General features: G+C 38.4%; 16 protein-coding genes. 11 read left to right on the top strand and 5 right to left on the bottom strand.

Annotated features, from left to right (window positions below; genetic code table 11):
- Position 1: 1 nt before the first annotated feature.
- From clpX to tig, 3 genes are all read right to left on the bottom strand, one after another.
- Positions 2-1,312 (bottom strand): ATP-dependent protease ATP-binding subunit ClpX, encoded by a 1,311-nt coding sequence (gene clpX / locus AC1M9I_RS06345; RefSeq protein ID WP_035265272.1) that lies wholly within the window; start codon positions 1,310-1,312, stop codon positions 2-4.
- Positions 1,313-1,345: 33 nt separating this feature from the next.
- Positions 1,346-1,957, bottom strand: coding sequence for an ATP-dependent Clp endopeptidase proteolytic subunit ClpP (gene clpP, locus AC1M9I_RS06340; RefSeq protein ID WP_035265270.1), 612 nt, complete (start codon positions 1,955-1,957; stop codon positions 1,346-1,348).
- 192 nt (positions 1,958-2,149) lie between these two features.
- A complete protein-coding gene (gene tig / locus AC1M9I_RS06335) occupies positions 2,150-3,481 on the bottom strand; it encodes a trigger factor (protein WP_481587580.1) in 1,332 nt (443 codons plus the stop codon).
- Between the two features lie 266 nt (positions 3,482-3,747).
- On the opposite strand from tig, the gene AC1M9I_RS06330 reads away from it, so the two are divergent.
- From AC1M9I_RS06330 to AC1M9I_RS06300, 7 genes are all read left to right on the top strand, one after another.
- On the top strand, positions 3,748-6,006 hold the full coding sequence (locus tag AC1M9I_RS06330) for a TonB-dependent receptor domain-containing protein (protein ID WP_481594950.1): 2,259 nt from the start codon (positions 3,748-3,750) through the stop codon (positions 6,004-6,006).
- Positions 6,007-6,278: 272 nt separating this feature from the next.
- Positions 6,279-8,570, top strand: a complete 2,292-nt coding sequence (locus AC1M9I_RS06325) for a TonB-dependent receptor (RefSeq protein WP_481610834.1) — start codon at positions 6,279-6,281, stop codon at positions 8,568-8,570.
- Between the two features lie 64 nt (positions 8,571-8,634).
- Entirely contained in the window at positions 8,635-9,318 is a 684-nt protein-coding gene (locus AC1M9I_RS06320; protein WP_092766780.1) for a Fe2+-dependent dioxygenase, read from the top strand.
- Between the two features lie 317 nt (positions 9,319-9,635).
- Positions 9,636-11,333 carry a 2-isopropylmalate synthase gene (leuA, locus tag AC1M9I_RS06315; RefSeq protein ID WP_481594948.1) on the top strand — a complete coding sequence of 566 codons (1,698 nt, stop codon included), beginning with the start codon at positions 9,636-9,638 and terminating at the stop codon, positions 11,331-11,333.
- A gap of 101 nt (positions 11,334-11,434) precedes the next feature.
- The gene (gene metX / locus AC1M9I_RS06310) at positions 11,435-12,595 is read left to right on the top strand and encodes a homoserine O-succinyltransferase MetX (protein WP_035265259.1); all 1,161 of its coding nucleotides are present in this window, start codon (positions 11,435-11,437) and stop codon (positions 12,593-12,595) included.
- Positions 12,595-13,188 (top strand): methionine biosynthesis protein MetW, encoded by a 594-nt coding sequence (gene metW, locus AC1M9I_RS06305; RefSeq protein WP_092766759.1) that lies wholly within the window; start codon positions 12,595-12,597, stop codon positions 13,186-13,188. The genes metX and metW overlap by 1 nt, the downstream gene beginning before the upstream one ends.
- Complete coding sequence (locus AC1M9I_RS06300) at positions 13,185-13,775, top strand: tetratricopeptide repeat protein (protein ID WP_180028340.1); 591 nt, start codon at positions 13,185-13,187, stop codon at positions 13,773-13,775. Before metW ends, AC1M9I_RS06300 begins: the two co-directional genes overlap by 4 nt.
- Before the next feature lie 42 nt (positions 13,776-13,817).
- On the opposite strand, the gene AC1M9I_RS06295 is transcribed toward AC1M9I_RS06300, so the two are convergent.
- On the bottom strand, positions 13,818-14,126 hold the full coding sequence (locus AC1M9I_RS06295) for a GNAT family N-acetyltransferase (protein WP_180028369.1): 309 nt from the start codon (positions 14,124-14,126) through the stop codon (positions 13,818-13,820).
- A gap of 241 nt (positions 14,127-14,367) precedes the next feature.
- On the opposite strand from AC1M9I_RS06295, the gene rdgB reads away from it, so the two are divergent.
- Entirely contained in the window at positions 14,368-14,997 is a 630-nt protein-coding gene (gene rdgB, locus AC1M9I_RS06290) for an RdgB/HAM1 family non-canonical purine NTP pyrophosphatase (protein ID WP_481593303.1), read from the top strand.
- Here the strand turns inward: rdgB and AC1M9I_RS06285 are convergent.
- Positions 14,994-15,869: an AEC family transporter gene (locus AC1M9I_RS06285; RefSeq protein WP_180028341.1), complete on the bottom strand. Its 876-nt coding sequence runs from the start codon at positions 15,867-15,869 to the stop codon at positions 14,994-14,996. The two genes, rdgB and AC1M9I_RS06285, sit on opposite strands and share 4 nt — an antisense overlap.
- Before the next feature lie 172 nt (positions 15,870-16,041).
- Between AC1M9I_RS06285 and tatA the strand changes: the two genes are divergently transcribed.
- From tatA to tatC, 3 genes are read left to right on the top strand one after another with little or no spacing between them, the layout of a single operon-like run.
- A complete protein-coding gene (gene tatA / locus AC1M9I_RS06280) occupies positions 16,042-16,269 on the top strand; it encodes a Sec-independent protein translocase subunit TatA (protein ID WP_035266725.1) in 228 nt (75 codons plus the stop codon).
- 15 nt (positions 16,270-16,284) lie between these two features.
- A complete protein-coding gene (tatB, locus tag AC1M9I_RS06275) occupies positions 16,285-16,749 on the top strand; it encodes a Sec-independent protein translocase protein TatB (protein WP_051586559.1) in 465 nt (154 codons plus the stop codon).
- The gene (gene tatC / locus AC1M9I_RS06270; protein WP_092766754.1) at positions 16,746-17,528 is read left to right on the top strand and encodes a twin-arginine translocase subunit TatC; all 783 of its coding nucleotides are present in this window, start codon (positions 16,746-16,748) and stop codon (positions 17,526-17,528) included. Before tatB ends, tatC begins: the two co-directional genes overlap by 4 nt.
- The last annotated feature ends 70 nt before the right edge of the window (positions 17,529-17,598 follow it).

Genomic DNA, 17,598 nt, shown 5'->3' with positions numbered 1-17,598 from the left:
ATTAAGCAGATTTAGTATCTAAAATCTTTAAATCGACCTTTTCTTCAACTTGTTGTTCTTGTTTAGGTTGGCGCTCAGTTCGATATTCTGGTTCAGCATTTTCATTGATCACAGCTTCATTGATCACAACAGTACCAATATCAGAGCGACTTGGTAAATCGTACATCGTATCGAGTAAGACGTTTTCAAGAATTGAACGTAAACCACGTGCACCTGTATTACGCTCAAGTGCTTTTTTCGCAACAGCTCGCAATGCTGAATCTTCAAATAATAGATCAACATCTTCCATTTCGAACAAATATTGATACTGACGCGTTAATGCATTTTTTGGTTCAGTCAAAATTTGCATTAATGCTTCTTCGTCCAATTCTTCGAGCGTTGCAATCACTGGCAGACGACCAATGAATTCAGGGATTAAACCAAATTTCACAAGATCGGCAGCTTCTACCTGACTAAATAATTCAGATAACTTCTTAGAGTCATCTTTAGTCTTCACGTCAGCAGTGAAACCAATTCCACCTTTTTCTTGACGCTGTTGCACGACACGCTCCAAACCAGAGAATGCACCACCGCAGATGAACAGGATATTAGACGTATCAATTTGAATGAACTCTTGCTGTGGATGCTTACGACCACCTTGAGGTGGAATTGAAGCTACCGTGCCTTCGATCATTTTTAAAAGCGCTTGTTGAACACCTTCACCTGAAACATCACGTGTTATTGAAGGATTTTCAGACTTACGGGTAATCTTATCGATCTCGTCGATATAAATGATACCCTTCTGTGCTTTCTCAACATCGTAATCTGCTTTTTGTAGCAATTTTTGAACGATATTCTCAACATCTTCACCAACATAACCAGCTTCAGTTAATGTCGTTGCATCAGCCATCGCAAATGGCACATCTAATAAGCGCGCTAAAGTTTGCGCCAACAAAGTCTTACCCGAACCTGTTGGTCCTATGAGTAAGATATTGCTTTTAGCAAGTTCTACACGATCTTCTGACTTTGCAGTTGATTGAGTCACTTTAAGACGTTTATAGTGGTTATATACCGCAACAGAGAGCGTTTTTTTCGCAGTGTCTTGACCAATCACATATTGATCTAAAGCTGCACGAATTTCATGCGGCTTAGGTAATGGACGAGTTGCCCATTCACCAGTTTCGACTTGCTGGCTCGTCTGAACTAAATCTAAGCATACATCTACACATTCATTACAAATGTAAGCGTCCTCGCCTGCAATGAGTTTACCCACTTCAGACTGCGTTTTACCGCAAAATGAACAATGCTTTTGTCCTTGAGGATTTTCAGACATCTTCACTCCAAATAAATTTCTATGCTTTACAGCTTAAAGTTGCGGACGTTTCGTTAAAACTTCATCGACCAAACCATATTCTTTTGCAGCTTGAGCGGTCATAAAGTTATCACGGTCTGTATCACGTGCAACAGTTTCATAATCTTGGCCACTGTGTTCAGCCATTAGACGGTTCAAACGCTCTTTAATAAATAGAATTTCACGTGCATGAATTTCAATATCTGAAGCTTGACCACGGAAACCACCCAATGGTTGGTGAATCATAACACGAGCGTTTTCTAAGCAGTAACGTTTACCCTTAGCACCAGCATTCAATAAAAAAGCGCCCATTGAGGCTGCTTGGCCCATACAATATGTCACGACATCTGGTTTGATGAATTGCATCGTATCGTAAATTGCCATACCCGCAGTCACTGAACCACCAGGTGAGTTAATGTACAGATGAATATCTTTTTCTGGATTCTCAGCTTCTAAGAACAACATTTGCGCAACGATTAAGTTCGCCATATTGTCTTCAACTTCACCCGTTAAGAAAATTACACGTTCGCGCAAAAGACGCGAGAAAATATCAAAAGAACGCTCACCACGAGATGATTGCTCTACGACAACTGGAACCAAAGCATTATCAATTGTTGGAACATACATACGTTATTTATTCCTGAATTTTTTGTCACTCAATACATTTTCACAATATGAGGGATAATTGTCGAAAATGCAAAATATTCACCATTAAATATCAGATATTTTTTAATTAGGCTTTGTGAATACAGGACAAGTTGATCCATATTTTTTACAAGAAAAAAGGCGCGTTAAGCGCCTCTTCCTTCGGATAACCGATTAGCCTTGTTGACGAGCTTGTTGTTCTTTCAACAATTCTTCATAGCTAACAGCTTTATCAGTTACTTTAGCAGACGCTAAGATGTGATCTACAACTTGGTCTTCTAAAACAACAGCTTCGATTTGTGCACGTTGTTGCTTATCATTTTTGAAGTATTCAATAACTTCTGTAGGATCTTCATAAGAAGTCGCCATATCTTCGATATAAGCTTCTACACGTGCTTGATCAACTTCGATTTTTGCTTCAGCAAGAATACTGCTCACCAAAACACCTAATTTTACTGATTTTTCAGCTTGCTCTTTGAATAATTCATCTGGAAGCATGCTTGAATCAAATGCTTTAGCGCCTTGAGCACCAAACTGTTGAGTAAACTGTTGGATCATTTGTTGACGTTGACGGTCAATTTCTTGAGACAACATAGATGCAGGTACTTCAATTTCATTTGCAGCTACAAGCGCATCAAAAGTTGCACCTTTCACTTGATTGCGAAGACCGTTTTTCACTTCACGTTCCATATTTTTGCGAACGTCAGCTTTTAACTTCTCAACACCTTCTTCTTCAGTTAAACCAAAGATTTTTAGGAATTCAGCATCTACCTCAGGAAGCTTTTGTTTTTCAACAAGCTTAACTGTGATTTTGAATTGAGCTGATTTACCTGCAAGGTTTTCTGCTTGGTAATCTTCAGGGAAAGTTACATCAATTACTTTCTCTTCGCCTTTCTTCATACCAACGATACCGTCTTCGAAGCCAGGGATCATACGACCAGAACCTAATACAAGTTTGAAGTCTTCAGCAGAACCACCTTCAAATTTTTCGCCGTCAATAGAACCTTCGAAATCAAAAGTAACTTGCATGTCTTTTTTAGCCATGCCTTTTGTTTCAGTCCAAGTCGCGCGTTGCTTTTGAAGATTTTCGATCATTTGATCTACATCTTTATCATTTACTTCAGTAGATTTACGTTCAACTTCTAAACCGTCAAACTTAACTGAAACTTCTGGGTAAACTTCAACAGTTGCTTCATAAACTAAAGCATCTTCTTTGTTTTCAACTTTTTCAATGTTAGGCATGCCTACAGCATTGATTTTCTCTTGTTGAATTGCTTCGAATACTGTGTCACGAATAACATCATTTACCACTTCTTGGTAAATGCTCGCGCCGTATTCACGACGAACAACATTTAAAGGCACTTTACCTGGACGGAAGCCGTTGATCTTAACTGTTTTAGCAGTACGTTTTAAACGAGCTTCGAATTGCTCATTAACACGGCTCGTCGGTACAGATACATTTAAACGACGGGCTACGCCCGAAACCGCTTCAGAAGTTACTTGCATGGCTTCCTCGATATAGAAATAGTAATTGCAATTTTTAAAGTGCCACATTATATGACAACAATCAAAGATATACAAAATACCTTTTTCAAACCATCTTTTTTATAAAGCTGAGAATATTTTTTTTGCTCACAAGGTTTGACCATATTCAATTCATTTTTCTTAATTATTGTTTGTTTTTTATTGCAAATGATAAAGTTTATCATTAATATTTGCATCAAATTTGATCATGCCCTCAAGCATCACTCATACCAGCGGAAGAACATAATATGAGTAAGTTTAAGCTTCAACCTCTTACAGTTGCATTATTCGCTTTATCTAGCGGTGTAACATTTGCAAATACGACAAATGAAAATAGTGCTCATCAACTTTCTACAATTGTAGTTTCTGCAGCTGGTTACGAACAGAAAATCAAAGATGCTCCTGCATCAATTACAGTTTTAACAAGCGAAGATTTCAAAACCAAACGTGTAACCTCTCTTGCTGATGCACTTAAAGGAGTTGAAGGTGTTGATATTAGTCCAGCAGCTGGTAAAACAGGTACACTTAATATCCGTATGCGTGGTATGCCAGCAGAATACACCTTAGTGTTAATTGATGGAAAACGGCAAAACTCTGTAGGTAGCATCACCCCTAATGGCTTCGGCGAATCAAATAATAATTTTATTCCACCAATTTCTGCAATTGAACGAATAGAAGTTATTCGTGGTCCAATGTCAACCCTTTATGGTTCAGATGCTATGGGTGGGGTAATTAATATTATCACCAAAAAAGTCTCAGATGTATGGACAGGATCATTAACACTTAATGGTACCATTCTCCCGAATAGTTCTGACTTTGGGAATCAATATTCAGCTGAAGTGTTTGCTTCTGGCCCTATAATTAAAGATTTAGTTGGCGTGCAATTACGTGGCCGTAAAGCCGAGCGTCAACAATCTTATCTGAGTGATCCAAATGGTGCTTTAACACAAGGTAATAGCCCGACTAAGTCTGACATTGAAACTTTAGGTGCACGTATTACTTTAACACCACATGCTGACCATACAATTGCATTAGATGTTGAAAATACACAACAATGGTTCGATAACAGCCGCGGTCAATTAGGTACTTACCTTGATAACTCTGGTAAACCATTAGCCCCATCAGCAACACAGGGTTATGGCCCAAGCCAAGAATATGAACGTACTAAAGGATATATCTCACATGAATGGGATGCCGACTTTGGTAAGCTTGAGAGCAGCATTTCACATGTTGAAACTGAAACTATTGGTCGTCTAATCCCTGCAGGCATGTTAAGTGCTGCTGAAAAAAATAATTTCAATGATCGCAAACTAACAAGTGAAGACACCTATTTCGATACTAAATTTAGCACCCAAAAATTTGAAAATCATAGCTTAACCGTTGGTGCTCAGTGGTGGGAATCAAGCGTTAAGGATGGCATCCGCCGTGCCAACCCTGAACTGTCTTTTGACCAATATGGCTTATTTATTGAAGATACTTGGAGCATCTTACCAAACTTAAACTTAACTTTAGGGGGGCGTTTTGACGACCACAGCAGCTTTGGTGATTTCTTCACACCACGTGCATATGTCGTATGGAATGTGAATGAACAATGGACTGCAAAAGGTGGATATTCTGAAGGCTATAAAGTGCCACGTTTAGAGCAATTAACTCAAGGTCTATCAAACGTTGCGAGCCAAGGTCGTGCACCGGTATTAGGTAGCGCTAACTTAGAGCCTGAAACAAGTGAAAACTACGAACTTGGTGTTTATTTCGATAACCAAGCTGGCTTTAATGCCAACTTAACATTCTTCCAAAACAAGACTAAAGATAAAATCACAACAGTTGGTGCTGGTTACTCTTTAGTACATATTCAGGATAAAGATATTGCTGATTTAGTTGCGAAAGGTACTTATGTGCCTGGGGTGAGTTATAACGGTCGTCCAATTGAATTCGATTGTTCTGGTGCAGTAGATGCATGTAATGCCAAGTTTGCAGAATGGGGCATAGATTGGAATACCGCATCAAATCGTAACTTAACCCTTGCTCGCCCTTATAATGCGGATGAAGCAGAATCTCATGGTATTGAAGTAGGTGCAGGTTATCAGTTAAATGACCAGTGGAAGTTATCGGCGAACTATACATGGACTAAAGGTGAACTTACCGATGCTTTGGGTAATACAACCGATGACATAGATAATGCAGAACATGTGGCAAACCTTTTAGTTAACTATGTGCCTGCTGATAACATGAGCTTATGGTTGCGTGGTGAATATCGTAGTAGCCAATTACGTGAAGAAGGCAATGTTAAAAATGCGTTAGGTGATTTCAAAGGTTACACCCAATGGCACCTTGGTACAAACTATACTGTGAATGATAATATAGATGTCGGCGTTGCTATCTACAACATTTTTGATAAAGATTTTGTTGATCTTCAATATGTTACTTTAGATGATCAGTACTACAACCGTTATACCAACACTCAAGAAGGTCGTCGTGTACAATTAAGTACAACTTTTAAGTTCTAAGCAAAATTTTTTAAAGACCCTGCGCTAGCAGGGTTTTTTATTTTATTAAAATAAAAAACCCTATTAAAAATAGCCATACAAAAATGTAGAAACTTTAATTTTTCCAATATTATTTAAATTCATTTACTTATACATAAAATATTACATTATTACATTTAAGCTTCCGTTATTGAGTTTAACTTAAATCGCAAATATCAATTTTAAGACCCGTTAAAGCTAAAAAAGAATCATTATTATTCTCAACCTGAAAACAAATTCATATCAGGTTAAACATGGCCTTTATCACGACACGTAAAAAAATCGTTTCATCTGCAATAGCAACGTCATTGGCTGTTATTTCAGGTCAAACTTTTGCACAAGAAGATACAGTGCATTTAGAAACAATTAAATCCGAGGCTCAATCAGAGCAGTCATTTAAAGTCGACAAATCCTCAAACGCTAAATACGTTGCTCCCTTACTCGATACCCCAAAATCAATCTCTGTTATTTCTCAAAAACAGATACAAGATACTCAAGTGACTACGCTTTCTGATGCTCTAAGAACTGTTCCAGGAATTACGCTTGGTGCGGGCGAAGGTGGCAACCCAAATGGTGACCGTCCATTTATCCGTGGTTATAACTCTGAAAGTTCAATGTACGTTGACGGTGTGAGGAACTCTACTTCTCAAAACCGAGAAATGTTTGCCGTTGAACAGGTTGAAGTCACCAAAGGCTCCGCCTCTACTTTAGGTGGTGGAGGTTCCACGGGTGGTAGTATTAACCTAATTTCCAAATTAGCCAAATCTGGAGATGCTTTCCAAGGCTCTGTTGCTGGCGGTACTGATGCTTATGCACGTATCACATTAGATGCAAATAAAGATTTTGGGAATGGTATTGCGACTCGTGTCGTGGCAATGGGTCACCAGAATGAAAAAGCGGGACAACATAATGGCGCTGAATATGAACGTGCTGGTATTGCACCAAGTATTAGCTTTGGGTTAGACACGCCCACTCGAGCGACACTAGCCTACTACTACCTAAAGTCTGATGATAAGCCAGATTCAGGTATTCCATATAAATACGACACTGACAGAAAAGCGACCGTCGGCTCACCCGTTGATGTTCAACAGGGTACATACTACGGTTGGTTAAATCGTGATTTTCAAAAGCAAGAAAATCAAATTGGGACCCTTAAGCTAGAGCACGATTTTACCGAAAATCTAAGCTTGACGAATACTGCTGTCTATAGCAAATCAAAAAATAATTACTTATGGACTCAACCAGATGACAGTCAGGGCAACGTCGCAAATGGAAAAGTTTGGCGTCGTCTAAATACCAACCTAACAACCACTGACAGTTTTACAGATCAACTCGCATTAACAGGTAAATTCCAAACAGGCATCATAAAACATAATTTCAATTTGGGTGCTGAATACAGTAAACAAGATTCTGAACGCGGCACAAACATTGTAACCGACCCTAATACCACGTTAATAGGCGGTAGTGGTGCTAATAATGCATGCTCATTAAATATTTCAAATGGTTGGTGTACTGATCTTTATAACCCCAATTCGAATGATGCTTGGCTAGGTAAAGTTCAAGCGAATCCAAATGTCATGATGATCAAATCTGAAACACAATCAGTATATGCCCTAAATAATATTGAGCTTAATCCTCTGTGGCTCCTTGACCTTGGTATTCGCTGGGATGAATTCAAAACTGAAATGAAATACAATCAAGATACTGGTTCAGGCACTTCAGCAATTCAAGCAGGAACAAAATATAATTCAAAACACGATTTCTTCAATTATCAAGCTGGATTAACTTTTAAACCAAGAGAAAATGGATCAATTTATGCAAGCTATGCGACTTCAGCTAATCCCGTTGGAATCGATGCTGGTAATGGTTCAGAAGGGTTAAGTGTCCCAGGACGAAATACGACTGATGCACAAGCAAGAGCAATTAACAACCTCAAACCTGAAGAAGTCAAAACCTATGAAATCGGAACCAAATGGGACCTTTTGAATAACAGAATTAATCTTACAGCTGCTATTTTCCGTACAGAAAAAGAAAATACTCGCGCTTTAGATAGTGATGGATTTACAAGAAATATTGGTGAGACACGTGTTGATGGCCTTGAATTAGGCTTAAACGGCAATATCACAAATAAATGGGCTTTATCTGCAGGATACACATATTTAGATAGTGAAATTGTTGATGCAGGTTATGTCAAAAATAGCGATGGAAGTTATTCGGCTAGCCCAACTAATGGTAACCAAGTCCAAAATGTCGCAAAACACTCTGCCACTTTGTGGACAACTTACCAAGTTCTCCCTAAATTACAATTAGGTGCTGGTGTTTTAGCTATGGATCGAGTGTATGGAGATGCTGCAAATACCAAATTTGTACCAGGCTATGTGCGTTATGACGCCATGGCTCGCTATCAAGTAAATTCAGATATTGATCTTCAATTGAACGTCAATAATCTCTCAGATACACGTTATTTCACGAAAGCTTATGCTTCGCATTATGCAACTGAAGCTGAAGGTCGAAATGCTGTATTGTCTTTAAATTTCAAGTTTTAATTTCATTTCAGCATAGCTCTATACAAGCTATGCTTTTCATCACCTAAAGCAGTGAGTGATCGTAGTGATTCATCATATTCCAAATATTCTAAGCCCCGAACAAGTTCGATATTTTCGTGAAGAAATGTCTAAAGTAGATTGGGTCAATGGAAAGGTAACAGCTGGAACACTCTCTGCAACAGTGAAACATAATCATCAACTTTCCAATGATCATCCCCTAACCAAACATCTAGGTGATATTATTTTAGAATCCCTAGGTCAACATCCTTTATTCTTATCAGCAGCAATTCCACTAGATATCATTCCCCCTCTGTTTAATCGCTATGAACAGCATCAATCATTCGGTTTTCATGTCGACAATTCGATTCGCAGAGTTCAAGGCTCACAAGAACGCTTGAGAACAGATTTATCTTGTACCTTATTCTTGAGTGATCCGCACGAATATGACGGCGGTGAATTAGTCATTGAAGATACTTATGGATATCACGAAGTCAAACTCCCTGCAGGAGATTTGATACTTTATCCATCTACTAGCTTACATGAGGTCACTTCTATCCAATCGGGTTGTCGCTTGGCATCATTTTTTTGGGTACAAAGTATGATTCGAGATGATTCAAATCGACATATGTTATTTACTTTAGATCAATCTATTCAGCAACTTCGTATGGCATTAGGAGATCAACATGAGCAAGTCATCAAACTCACGAGCCTCTATCACAATTTAATTCGAAAATGGGCAGAACTCTAATTTATTTTTCATCGTTAATTTTTATAATGAAAAATTTTATTAAAAAAAAATATATTGTGAAAAAAAATTTCACATTCATCATACTTTGATCTAAATCAGGGAATAATTCTCTTGAAGATCGCACTATAATAAAAGAAAGAATTTACAAGCACTGTGACGGTATAGCTAAGCTCTATATATTCAAAAGATTTTTAGAGAATTCAGCAAAATGATGCAGTAAGCCACTTGTAAATTGATAGAATAGACACAATCGATATAAATAGCGCAGTGCCTTTACACAAGACCCAAGCATGTTGTGCTATGAAAGGAGTTATCTCATGATGTTGGCTGATCCAAGCAAAAAATACCGTCGCATGTACCAACGTGTAGACTTACCTGACCGTCAATGGCCAAATAACGAAATTAATAAAGCGCCTATCTGGATGAGCACCGACCTTCGTGATGGTAACCAAGCTATTTTCGAACCAATGAACATCGAACAAAAATTCAAGATGTTCCAAATGTTGGTGAAAATTGGTTTCAAACATATTGAAATTGGCTTTCCATCTGCCTCACAGATTGATTTTGACTTTACCCGTAAATTAATCGAAGAAAATCATATTCCAGATGATGTCTATATCGAAGTATTAGTTCAAGCTCGTGATCACTTGATTCAACGTACATTTGAATCATTACAAGGTGCAAAACGTGCAATTGTGCATATCTATAATTCAAACTCACCAACATTCCGCCAAAAAGTATTGAATGTTGATGTAGCGGGTGCAAAAGCCTTAGCGGTGAATGCGGCTCAAAAAGTGAAAGAATATGCAGCGCAATACCCTGAAACTGAATGGGTGTTCCAATACTCTCCTGAATGCTTTACCGCAACTGAATTAGAAGTTGCAAAAGATGTCTGTGATGCTGTCACTGAAATTTGGGACGCTCGTCCAGATAATAAGGTTATTTTGAATTTACCAGCGACTGTAGAAGTTTCTGGACCTCATATTTACGCTGACCAAGTTGAATGGATGCATCGCAACTTACAACGCCGCGATGGTGTTATTATTTCTGTACACTGTCACAATGACCGTGGATGCGGTATTGCAGCATCCGAGTTAGCGATCATGGCTGGTGCTGATCGTGTGGAAGGTTGTGTATTTGGTAATGGTGAACGTACAGGTAACGTTGACGTTGCAGCGATTGCATTAAATATGTATACCCAAGGTGTCGCTCCAAATCTAGATTTTTCAAATATTAATGAAATCATTTCTACTATTGAAGAATGTACAGGTATACCCGTTCATCCACGTCATCCATATGCGGGTGATTTAGTATTTACTGCATTTTCTGGCTCACACCAAGATGCGATTAAAAAAGGCTTTGAGTTCCAGAAAAACGAAGAAATTTGGGACATGCCTTACTTACCAATTGATCCTAAAGATTTGGGACGTGATTATGACGCAGTCATTCGTGTCAATTCACAATCAGGTAAAGGTGGTATCGCATACTTGTTAGAGTCGAACTACAACGTCGTATTACCACGTCGCTTACAAATTGAGTTCTCGCAAGTCGTGCAACAGGTAGCTGACGAAGAAGGCGTAGAAGTTTCTGCTGAGCAAATTTGGAGTTTATTCCAAAGTACATATGTGAATCAGAAAGATAAACATTATGTCGCGAAAAACTATCGATTATCTGATGAAAATGGCAATCAAGTCATTGAATTAGATATTGAAGTCGGTGGTCAAGTTCAACATCTACGTGGTGAAGGCAACGGACCAATCTCTGCAATTTTAGATGCTTTACAGTTGCCAATCGATGTTGTGAACTATGAAGAACGTAGCATTGGTTCTGGTGCAAATGCTAAAGCGTTGGCACTAATTGAACTTCAAGTCAAAGGTACAGGTAAATCAGCATTCGGTGCTGGTGTACATGACAACATCGTGACTTCATCTATTGAAGGAATTATTGCATGTACAAATCGTTTAATTGATCAAGGTGTTTTGAGCACAGATCAAGTGATCGCTGCGGCAGTATAAATATTAGCAATAATATTTAGCACGAAAATGGCTTTAGAAGGATACCCTCAAGTGGTATCCTTTTATTTATTCATACTTAAGATTTTAGGCGAATTTATCCTGTGTCTTTTCCAGCTGACTCAGTGGGCATTGTTGTTCCACAAAAGTTCCAATTTGAAGAACCACTCGCATTAGAATGTGGCCGCGTTTTACCACGTTTCGAATTGATGGTCGAAACTTATGGCACACTCAATGCAGATAAATCTAATGCAATTTTGATCTGCCATGCGCTTTCTGGTCATCATCATGCTGCTGGTTATCACCATGAAGATGATAAAAAAGCAGGTTGGTGGGATGCTTGTATTGGGCCAGGCAAAGCAATTGATACCAATACATTTTTTGTGGTGGCATTAAACAATATTGGTGGTTGTAACGGCTCAACAGGACCAACCTCCCCAAATCCTGAAAATGAAAATCGTCCTTATGGTCCAGATTTTCCATTAGTGACCGTGCGCGATTGGGTTAAAACTCAAGCAATGCTGTCTGATCGTCTTGGTATCACTGTTTGGCACTCTATTATTGGTGGCTCTTTGGGAGGCATGCAGGCACTTCAGTGGTCTGTAGATTATCCTGACCGATTAAATAATTGTGTCATTATTGCCAGTGCACCTAAACTTTCAGCGCAAAATATCGCGTTTAATGAGGTCGCGCGCCAATCCATTTTGTCTGATCCTGATTTTCATCATGGTCGCTATTTAGAAAAAGACAGCTATCCTAAACGTGGCCTTATTCTAGCGCGGATGGTAGGTCACATTACCTACCTTTCTGAAGAAGCCATGAAACAAAAATTTGGTCGTGATTTAAAATCTGGCAAATTCATGTATGGTTTCGATGTTGAATTCCAAGTTGAAAGTTATCTTCGCTATCAAGGTGAACAATTTAGTCGTAACTTTGATGCGAACACCTACTTGATCATGACTAAAGCTTTGGATTACTTCGATCCTTCTCGTGAGTATGAACAATCTTTAGTTAAAGCAATGTCGAATACAAAATGTAAATTCCTTGTGATTTCATTTACTACGGATTGGAGATTCTCTCCTTCCCGATCTGTTGAGATTGTGGATGCATTGATTACCAATCATAAGCCTGTGAGCTATGTTGATATTGATGCAGAACAAGGTCATGACTCGTTCTTGTTCCCTATCCCTTTATATGTCAAAACTTTAAGGGCTTTCTTAGGTGGTGTAGACCATCTTGCTTCAACCCCTAAGGAGACCGTGTAATGCGTATCGATCAGAAGCTTGCAGAAAAATGGATTAAACCTGATTCAAGCATTTTAGATCTTGGTTGTGGCGATGGTGAGTTACTGGCTCATATGAGCAAAAAGCACAACATTCGTGCATACGGATTAGAAATCGATCAAGAAAAGATTGCAATTGCAGTCAGTCGAGGGTTAAATATCATCCAACAAGACTTGAACCTCGGTTTGGGACGCTTTGCAGACCAGTCATTTGACTATGTTGTCATGGCACAAGCTTTGCAAGCTGTAGATGCACCTGATGTGCTTTTGCGCGATATGGTGCGTGTTGGGAAACAAGCAATTATTACTTTTCCTAACTTTGCACACTGGAAAACACGCTCTTTCCTTGCTTTAAAAGGGAAAATGCCTGTTTCGGATGCCTTACCCTATATGTGGTATAACACTCCAAATATCCATCTGTGCACGTTTAAGGATTTCGAAGCACTTTGTGCTGAGAATCAAATTAAAATTATTGACCGTTTAGCCGTGAATGGGAATCAACAAGGGAGTTTGCTCAGCAAGCATATCCCGAACTTGTTTGGCGAGGTCGCGATTTATCGAGTGAGCGCTCTATGAAAAAGTTATTCTTAGGTACTTCATTATTTCTAGGGTTGTTGAGTTTCCAAGTTCATGCAGATTATGTACCTCAACAACCATCAACTTCTGCACTAGCTGCACAGTATTCACGTATGCCTGTATCTGAGCTCCAAAAAGCTGCTCGAGCAGGTCAACCGGCTGCCCAGTTTTATCTGGCAACACATTATCAACATGGTAAAGATGTTGCTAAAGACCTAAAGCAAGCTTTCGTTTGGTATAAGGCAGCAGCCGATCAAGGTATTTCATCTGCTCAGCTGAATGTGGGTCGTATGTATGCTGACGGTATTGGTGTTGCTAAAAATGAAACCTTAGCTCGCCAATACTTCGAAAAAGCAGCAAGTCATGGTGACAATCGTGCAAGCTTCAATTTAGCCGTTATGGAAGAGCAAAAGAAAAACTATATGAGTGCTTACCAATGGTATGAGCTTTCTACACGTGATGGCATGTTAGATAATAAAGTGATCAATATGTCTGAGACAAAAAAGACGGCTTTGGCTGCCAACCTGACACCAGAACAAATTCGTACTGCACGTGATCGTGCTGATCAATGGATTCAAAGCCGTTAGTAACGCTTATAAGTTTGAAGAAAGCACCTATCGGTGCTTTTTTTATTCGATCATCTTCTTCATTCTTATGAATTTCAGATCTTCGAATATGTCCACTTCACTCTGTGAAGTAAAACCTAATTTTTTATAAAAATGAACAGCCCCTATATGCGCATTGACTGTTATCTGCTGGATATCCGTTTGATTTAATTGATCTAACACATAATTAAATAAAAGAGTTCCAACGCCTTGAAATTGCAGATTTGGATGAACAAAAAAATGAAAAATATGAGTGGGTTGTTTGTAAGCAATCATCCCAACAAGCGACTGCTTTAATTCTGCAACAAAGTATTTTATCTCTTGATGATTGATGTGCGATACAAGAGCTTATTTTGAAAATAGGGACTTACTTTTTGGTATTTCATCAAAGTGGTTCAAAGCTAAAGCAATACAGGACGCAATATTTTCAACATCTGCGATCTCTGCTTGACGAATATGAATGCTATTTAAATTTCTCATGTTTAATGATTGGTTATTTTAAAGATGAGTTCATCTGTATCATCGCAAATATCCGTTAGAATAGCTTCAAATTTGAAACAGAAAGTGATTCAACATGGCGTCTAAAGATTGGTTAGATCAAGGTACTTTGGTTTTAGCGAGCAACAATAAAGGGAAAATAGCTGAGTTCGAAAAGTTATTTGAAGAATTAAAACTCCCTGTTAACGTTGTGCCTCAAGGACAACTGAACATTGAGGATGCGGTGGAAGATGGGTTAAGTTTTGTAGAAAATGCCATTATCAAAGCACGACATGCTTCTAAGATTTCGGGTAAACCAGCTATAGCAGATGACTCAGGTATTTGCATCCCTGCACTTGGTGGTGCTCCTGGTATTTACTCTGCACGTTATGCTGGTGAGCATGGCGATGATGCTGCCAATAATGCTAAATTACTGGCAGATTTAGCACCATTACGTAACAATGGTGACGTGATTGAAGGGATGTTTGTGTGTGTACTCGCCTTAGTTCAACACGCTGAAGATCCTTTACCTCAGATTTTCCAAGGAATCTGGAAAGGTGAAATTTTGGAAGTAGCACGTGGCAAAAATGGTTTTGGCTACGACCCACTGTTTTGGCTACCTGAACTCAATATTAGTAGCGCTGAAATGACCAAAGAAGACAAAAATAAGATCAGTCATCGTGGTCAAGCCATGCAGTTATTCAAAGCAAGCCTCGAAACGAACTAAACGATCAGTCCATGATAAACCATGGCAAATAAACCAATTGTCATGCAACTTACGATGGTACCCGCTGCGATATATTGGGCTGAAACACCTGTTCCTGAATAATGTGTTTCTAAAGCAACAATATTCGCTGCGGGTGGTAATAAAAAAAACATAGACATCAGTGCAATAACAACCAGTTCGTGAGGAATCGGTAGAAGAAAATAGGCTACCGCACAGCACACTAAACCAAATAGAAATTTAATCAAAGCAAGTTTTAAACTTTCAATTAAATCGGACAAGTGAATTTTTACTTGAGATAACCACATCCCAAGGACACACATCCCTGTAAAGGTCATTAACCACTTATCCAATATATACAATGATTGAATCATTGCATTCTGCTGAAAATGACTAACATTCCATAACGAAAGAAAACCAGCAACTAATAAAGCTAAAATCGGTGGAGAGAAAGTCAATTTTCTCAAAATCTCCATCGCAGACTGCTTTTCAGCACTTAATACGGTCACTGCACAAATATTACCAAAAATAGAGCCCCCGACATAAAGTGCAACCATAGGACTAGATGCTTGCGCACCAAAAATAGCGAATGCAAATGGAAAGCCAAGCCAAGCCATGTTCAGGTAACTGGAACATAAGGAGACTAATTTGTCTTTTGTACGGTAATAAACAAATAAATACAGCAAAAATGAAGCGATAAAACTAAATAACATCAACCATATACTGCCCTCTTGGTAAAACACCATATTGTAAATAATGATGAGAGGAATCAGCACTTTCGCCAACAACATCGCCATAAAGGGACGAATTTTTTGTAAATATTCTACGCCAAAATAGCCGATGAGAAAGGAGACTAGTGGGAGTAGAAGAACCATATTAAATATGAAATAGATTTTTTCTCATCTTAGCACAACATCTATTTCACTTCAGAATAAGTCTCTTGCACACATAAAAAATCCATGACTTCAAACTGAAATAATTCCGTCAACTTGCTGTCATAAAGAACTGTTGAAATCATTCAAGATCATTTTCAATAAGGAATATATCATGGCTGGATTATCAATTTGGCACGTACTTATTTTCGCAATTGTCGTTTTACTTTTGTTCGGTACGTCTAAGCTAAAAAATTTGGGTAAAGATGTTGGTGGTGCGGTTAAAGATTTTAAAAAATCAATTAAGGATGACGAAGACCAGAGCACATCTGCTCAATTAAAAGAACCACGCACGATTGAACATCAAACATCTCATGATTTGAACTCAACAGCGAAACATTAAAGGTAGGTAACAGTAATGCTGAATATTGGTATGGCTGAACTATTAATGTTTGGCATCATTGCATTGCTTGTTCTTGGACCTGAAAAGCTTCCTGAGGGTGCGCGATTTGCTGGTAAATGGTATGGCAAAATTAAGCGTATGGTCAGCAATGTACAAAATGATATTGATCGTGAACTAAGAATGTCTGAACTTAAAGAACAAATGCAGACTGAAATGAAGCGCATTCAAGAATTAGAAGAAAAAATGAAAGCGCAAATGCAGGAAATTGAAAAACACACAGTATTAAGCGATGAATATTTAAATCCACCTATCGATCAACAGGTTCTCTCTGAAACAAGATCTATTTATGTGTATTTAAGCGTTCAGCAAAGTACAGCAGTTCCTTTTAGAGGACACGCTACACCTAAGCAAAGTTTTATTCATATTCAAAATTCGGCGCAACACAATAAACCGTATGTAGTCTTAGCGGAGGCAGTATGAGTCACAATACTCTCCCAAATATCATCTCTTCAAATGAAGATAATCCTCAGCTTGAAGAAATGCCAATAACCAAGCATCTTATTATTTTAAGAAAATATTTATTTAGAATAGTTGGGGTCATTCTCGTTTTATTCTTTTGTTTATTACCATTTGCAAATCAAAGCTATCAAATGATGTCTGAGCCTCTTAGAGCTCAACTCCCAATAAATTCATCAATGATTGCAACTGATGTCACCGCGACATTTATGGCACCATTTAAGTTAAACTTCTTCGTTGCTCTAATGATCGCCATGCCATTTATCATTTATCAAATATGGGCTTTTGTCAGACCGGCGCTATATAAAAATGAGAAAGCTTTAGCTCTACCATTACTCATCGGAAGTATTACATTATTTTATGCGGGTGTTGCTTTTGCTTACTTTGTAGCCCTCCCTTCGATTTTACATTTTTTCATTAGCGTTGCACCTGAAACGGTAGCACCCATGACTGACATTAATAGCTATCTGAGTTTCTGTTTAAAGTTATTCTTGGTTTTTGGTTTAACTTTTGAAATTCCAATTGTGACTTTATTACTCATTATGATTGGGGTAGTTACCACAGAACAATTGGTTGAAAAAAGACGTTTTATTATTGTAGGTTGTTTCTTCGTTTCTATGTTTGTGACGCCACCTGATGCACTATCGATGATTATGTTGGCGATACCAATGTGGATGTTATTTGAATTGGGACTTTTCTTTGGAAAATTACTCGAAAATAGAAGAGCAAAGTCAATACTTTGATATTTTGACCCTTTTAAACATAGGCGAGTCTTAAGACTCGCCTTTTTCATACTCTTTAAATAAAAGCTTA

It is taken from the genome of Acinetobacter sp. ANC_7553 (assembly GCF_056779895.1).
This window is presented reverse-complemented; position numbering and strand designations above follow the sequence as displayed.

Bases quoted from the DNA above. Each gene is read 5' to 3' on its own strand.
- clpX (WP_035265272.1), bottom strand. From the start codon at position 1,312: ATGTCTGAAAATCCTCAAGGACAAAAGCATTGTTCATTTTGCGGTAAA.
- clpP (WP_035265270.1), bottom strand. From the start codon at position 1,957: ATGTATGTTCCAACAATTGATAATGCTTTGGTTCCAGTTGTCGTAGAG.
- tig (WP_481587580.1), bottom strand. From the start codon at position 3,481: ATGCAAGTAACTTCTGAAGCGGTTTCGGGCGTAGCCCGTCGTTTAAAT.
- AC1M9I_RS06330 (WP_481594950.1), top strand. From the start codon at position 3,748: ATGAGTAAGTTTAAGCTTCAACCTCTTACAGTTGCATTATTCGCTTTA.
- AC1M9I_RS06325 (WP_481610834.1), top strand. From the start codon at position 6,279: ATGGCCTTTATCACGACACGTAAAAAAATCGTTTCATCTGCAATAGCA.
- leuA (WP_481594948.1), top strand. From the start codon at position 9,636: ATGATGTTGGCTGATCCAAGCAAAAAATACCGTCGCATGTACCAACGT.
- metW (WP_092766759.1), top strand. From the start codon at position 12,595: ATGCGTATCGATCAGAAGCTTGCAGAAAAATGGATTAAACCTGATTCA.
- AC1M9I_RS06300 (WP_180028340.1), top strand. From the start codon at position 13,185: ATGAAAAAGTTATTCTTAGGTACTTCATTATTTCTAGGGTTGTTGAGT.
- rdgB (WP_481593303.1), top strand. From the start codon at position 14,368: ATGGCGTCTAAAGATTGGTTAGATCAAGGTACTTTGGTTTTAGCGAGC.
- AC1M9I_RS06285 (WP_180028341.1), bottom strand. From the start codon at position 15,869: ATGGTTCTTCTACTCCCACTAGTCTCCTTTCTCATCGGCTATTTTGGC.
- tatA (WP_035266725.1), top strand. From the start codon at position 16,042: ATGGCTGGATTATCAATTTGGCACGTACTTATTTTCGCAATTGTCGTT.
- tatB (WP_051586559.1), top strand. From the start codon at position 16,285: ATGCTGAATATTGGTATGGCTGAACTATTAATGTTTGGCATCATTGCA.
- tatC (WP_092766754.1), top strand. From the start codon at position 16,746: ATGAGTCACAATACTCTCCCAAATATCATCTCTTCAAATGAAGATAAT.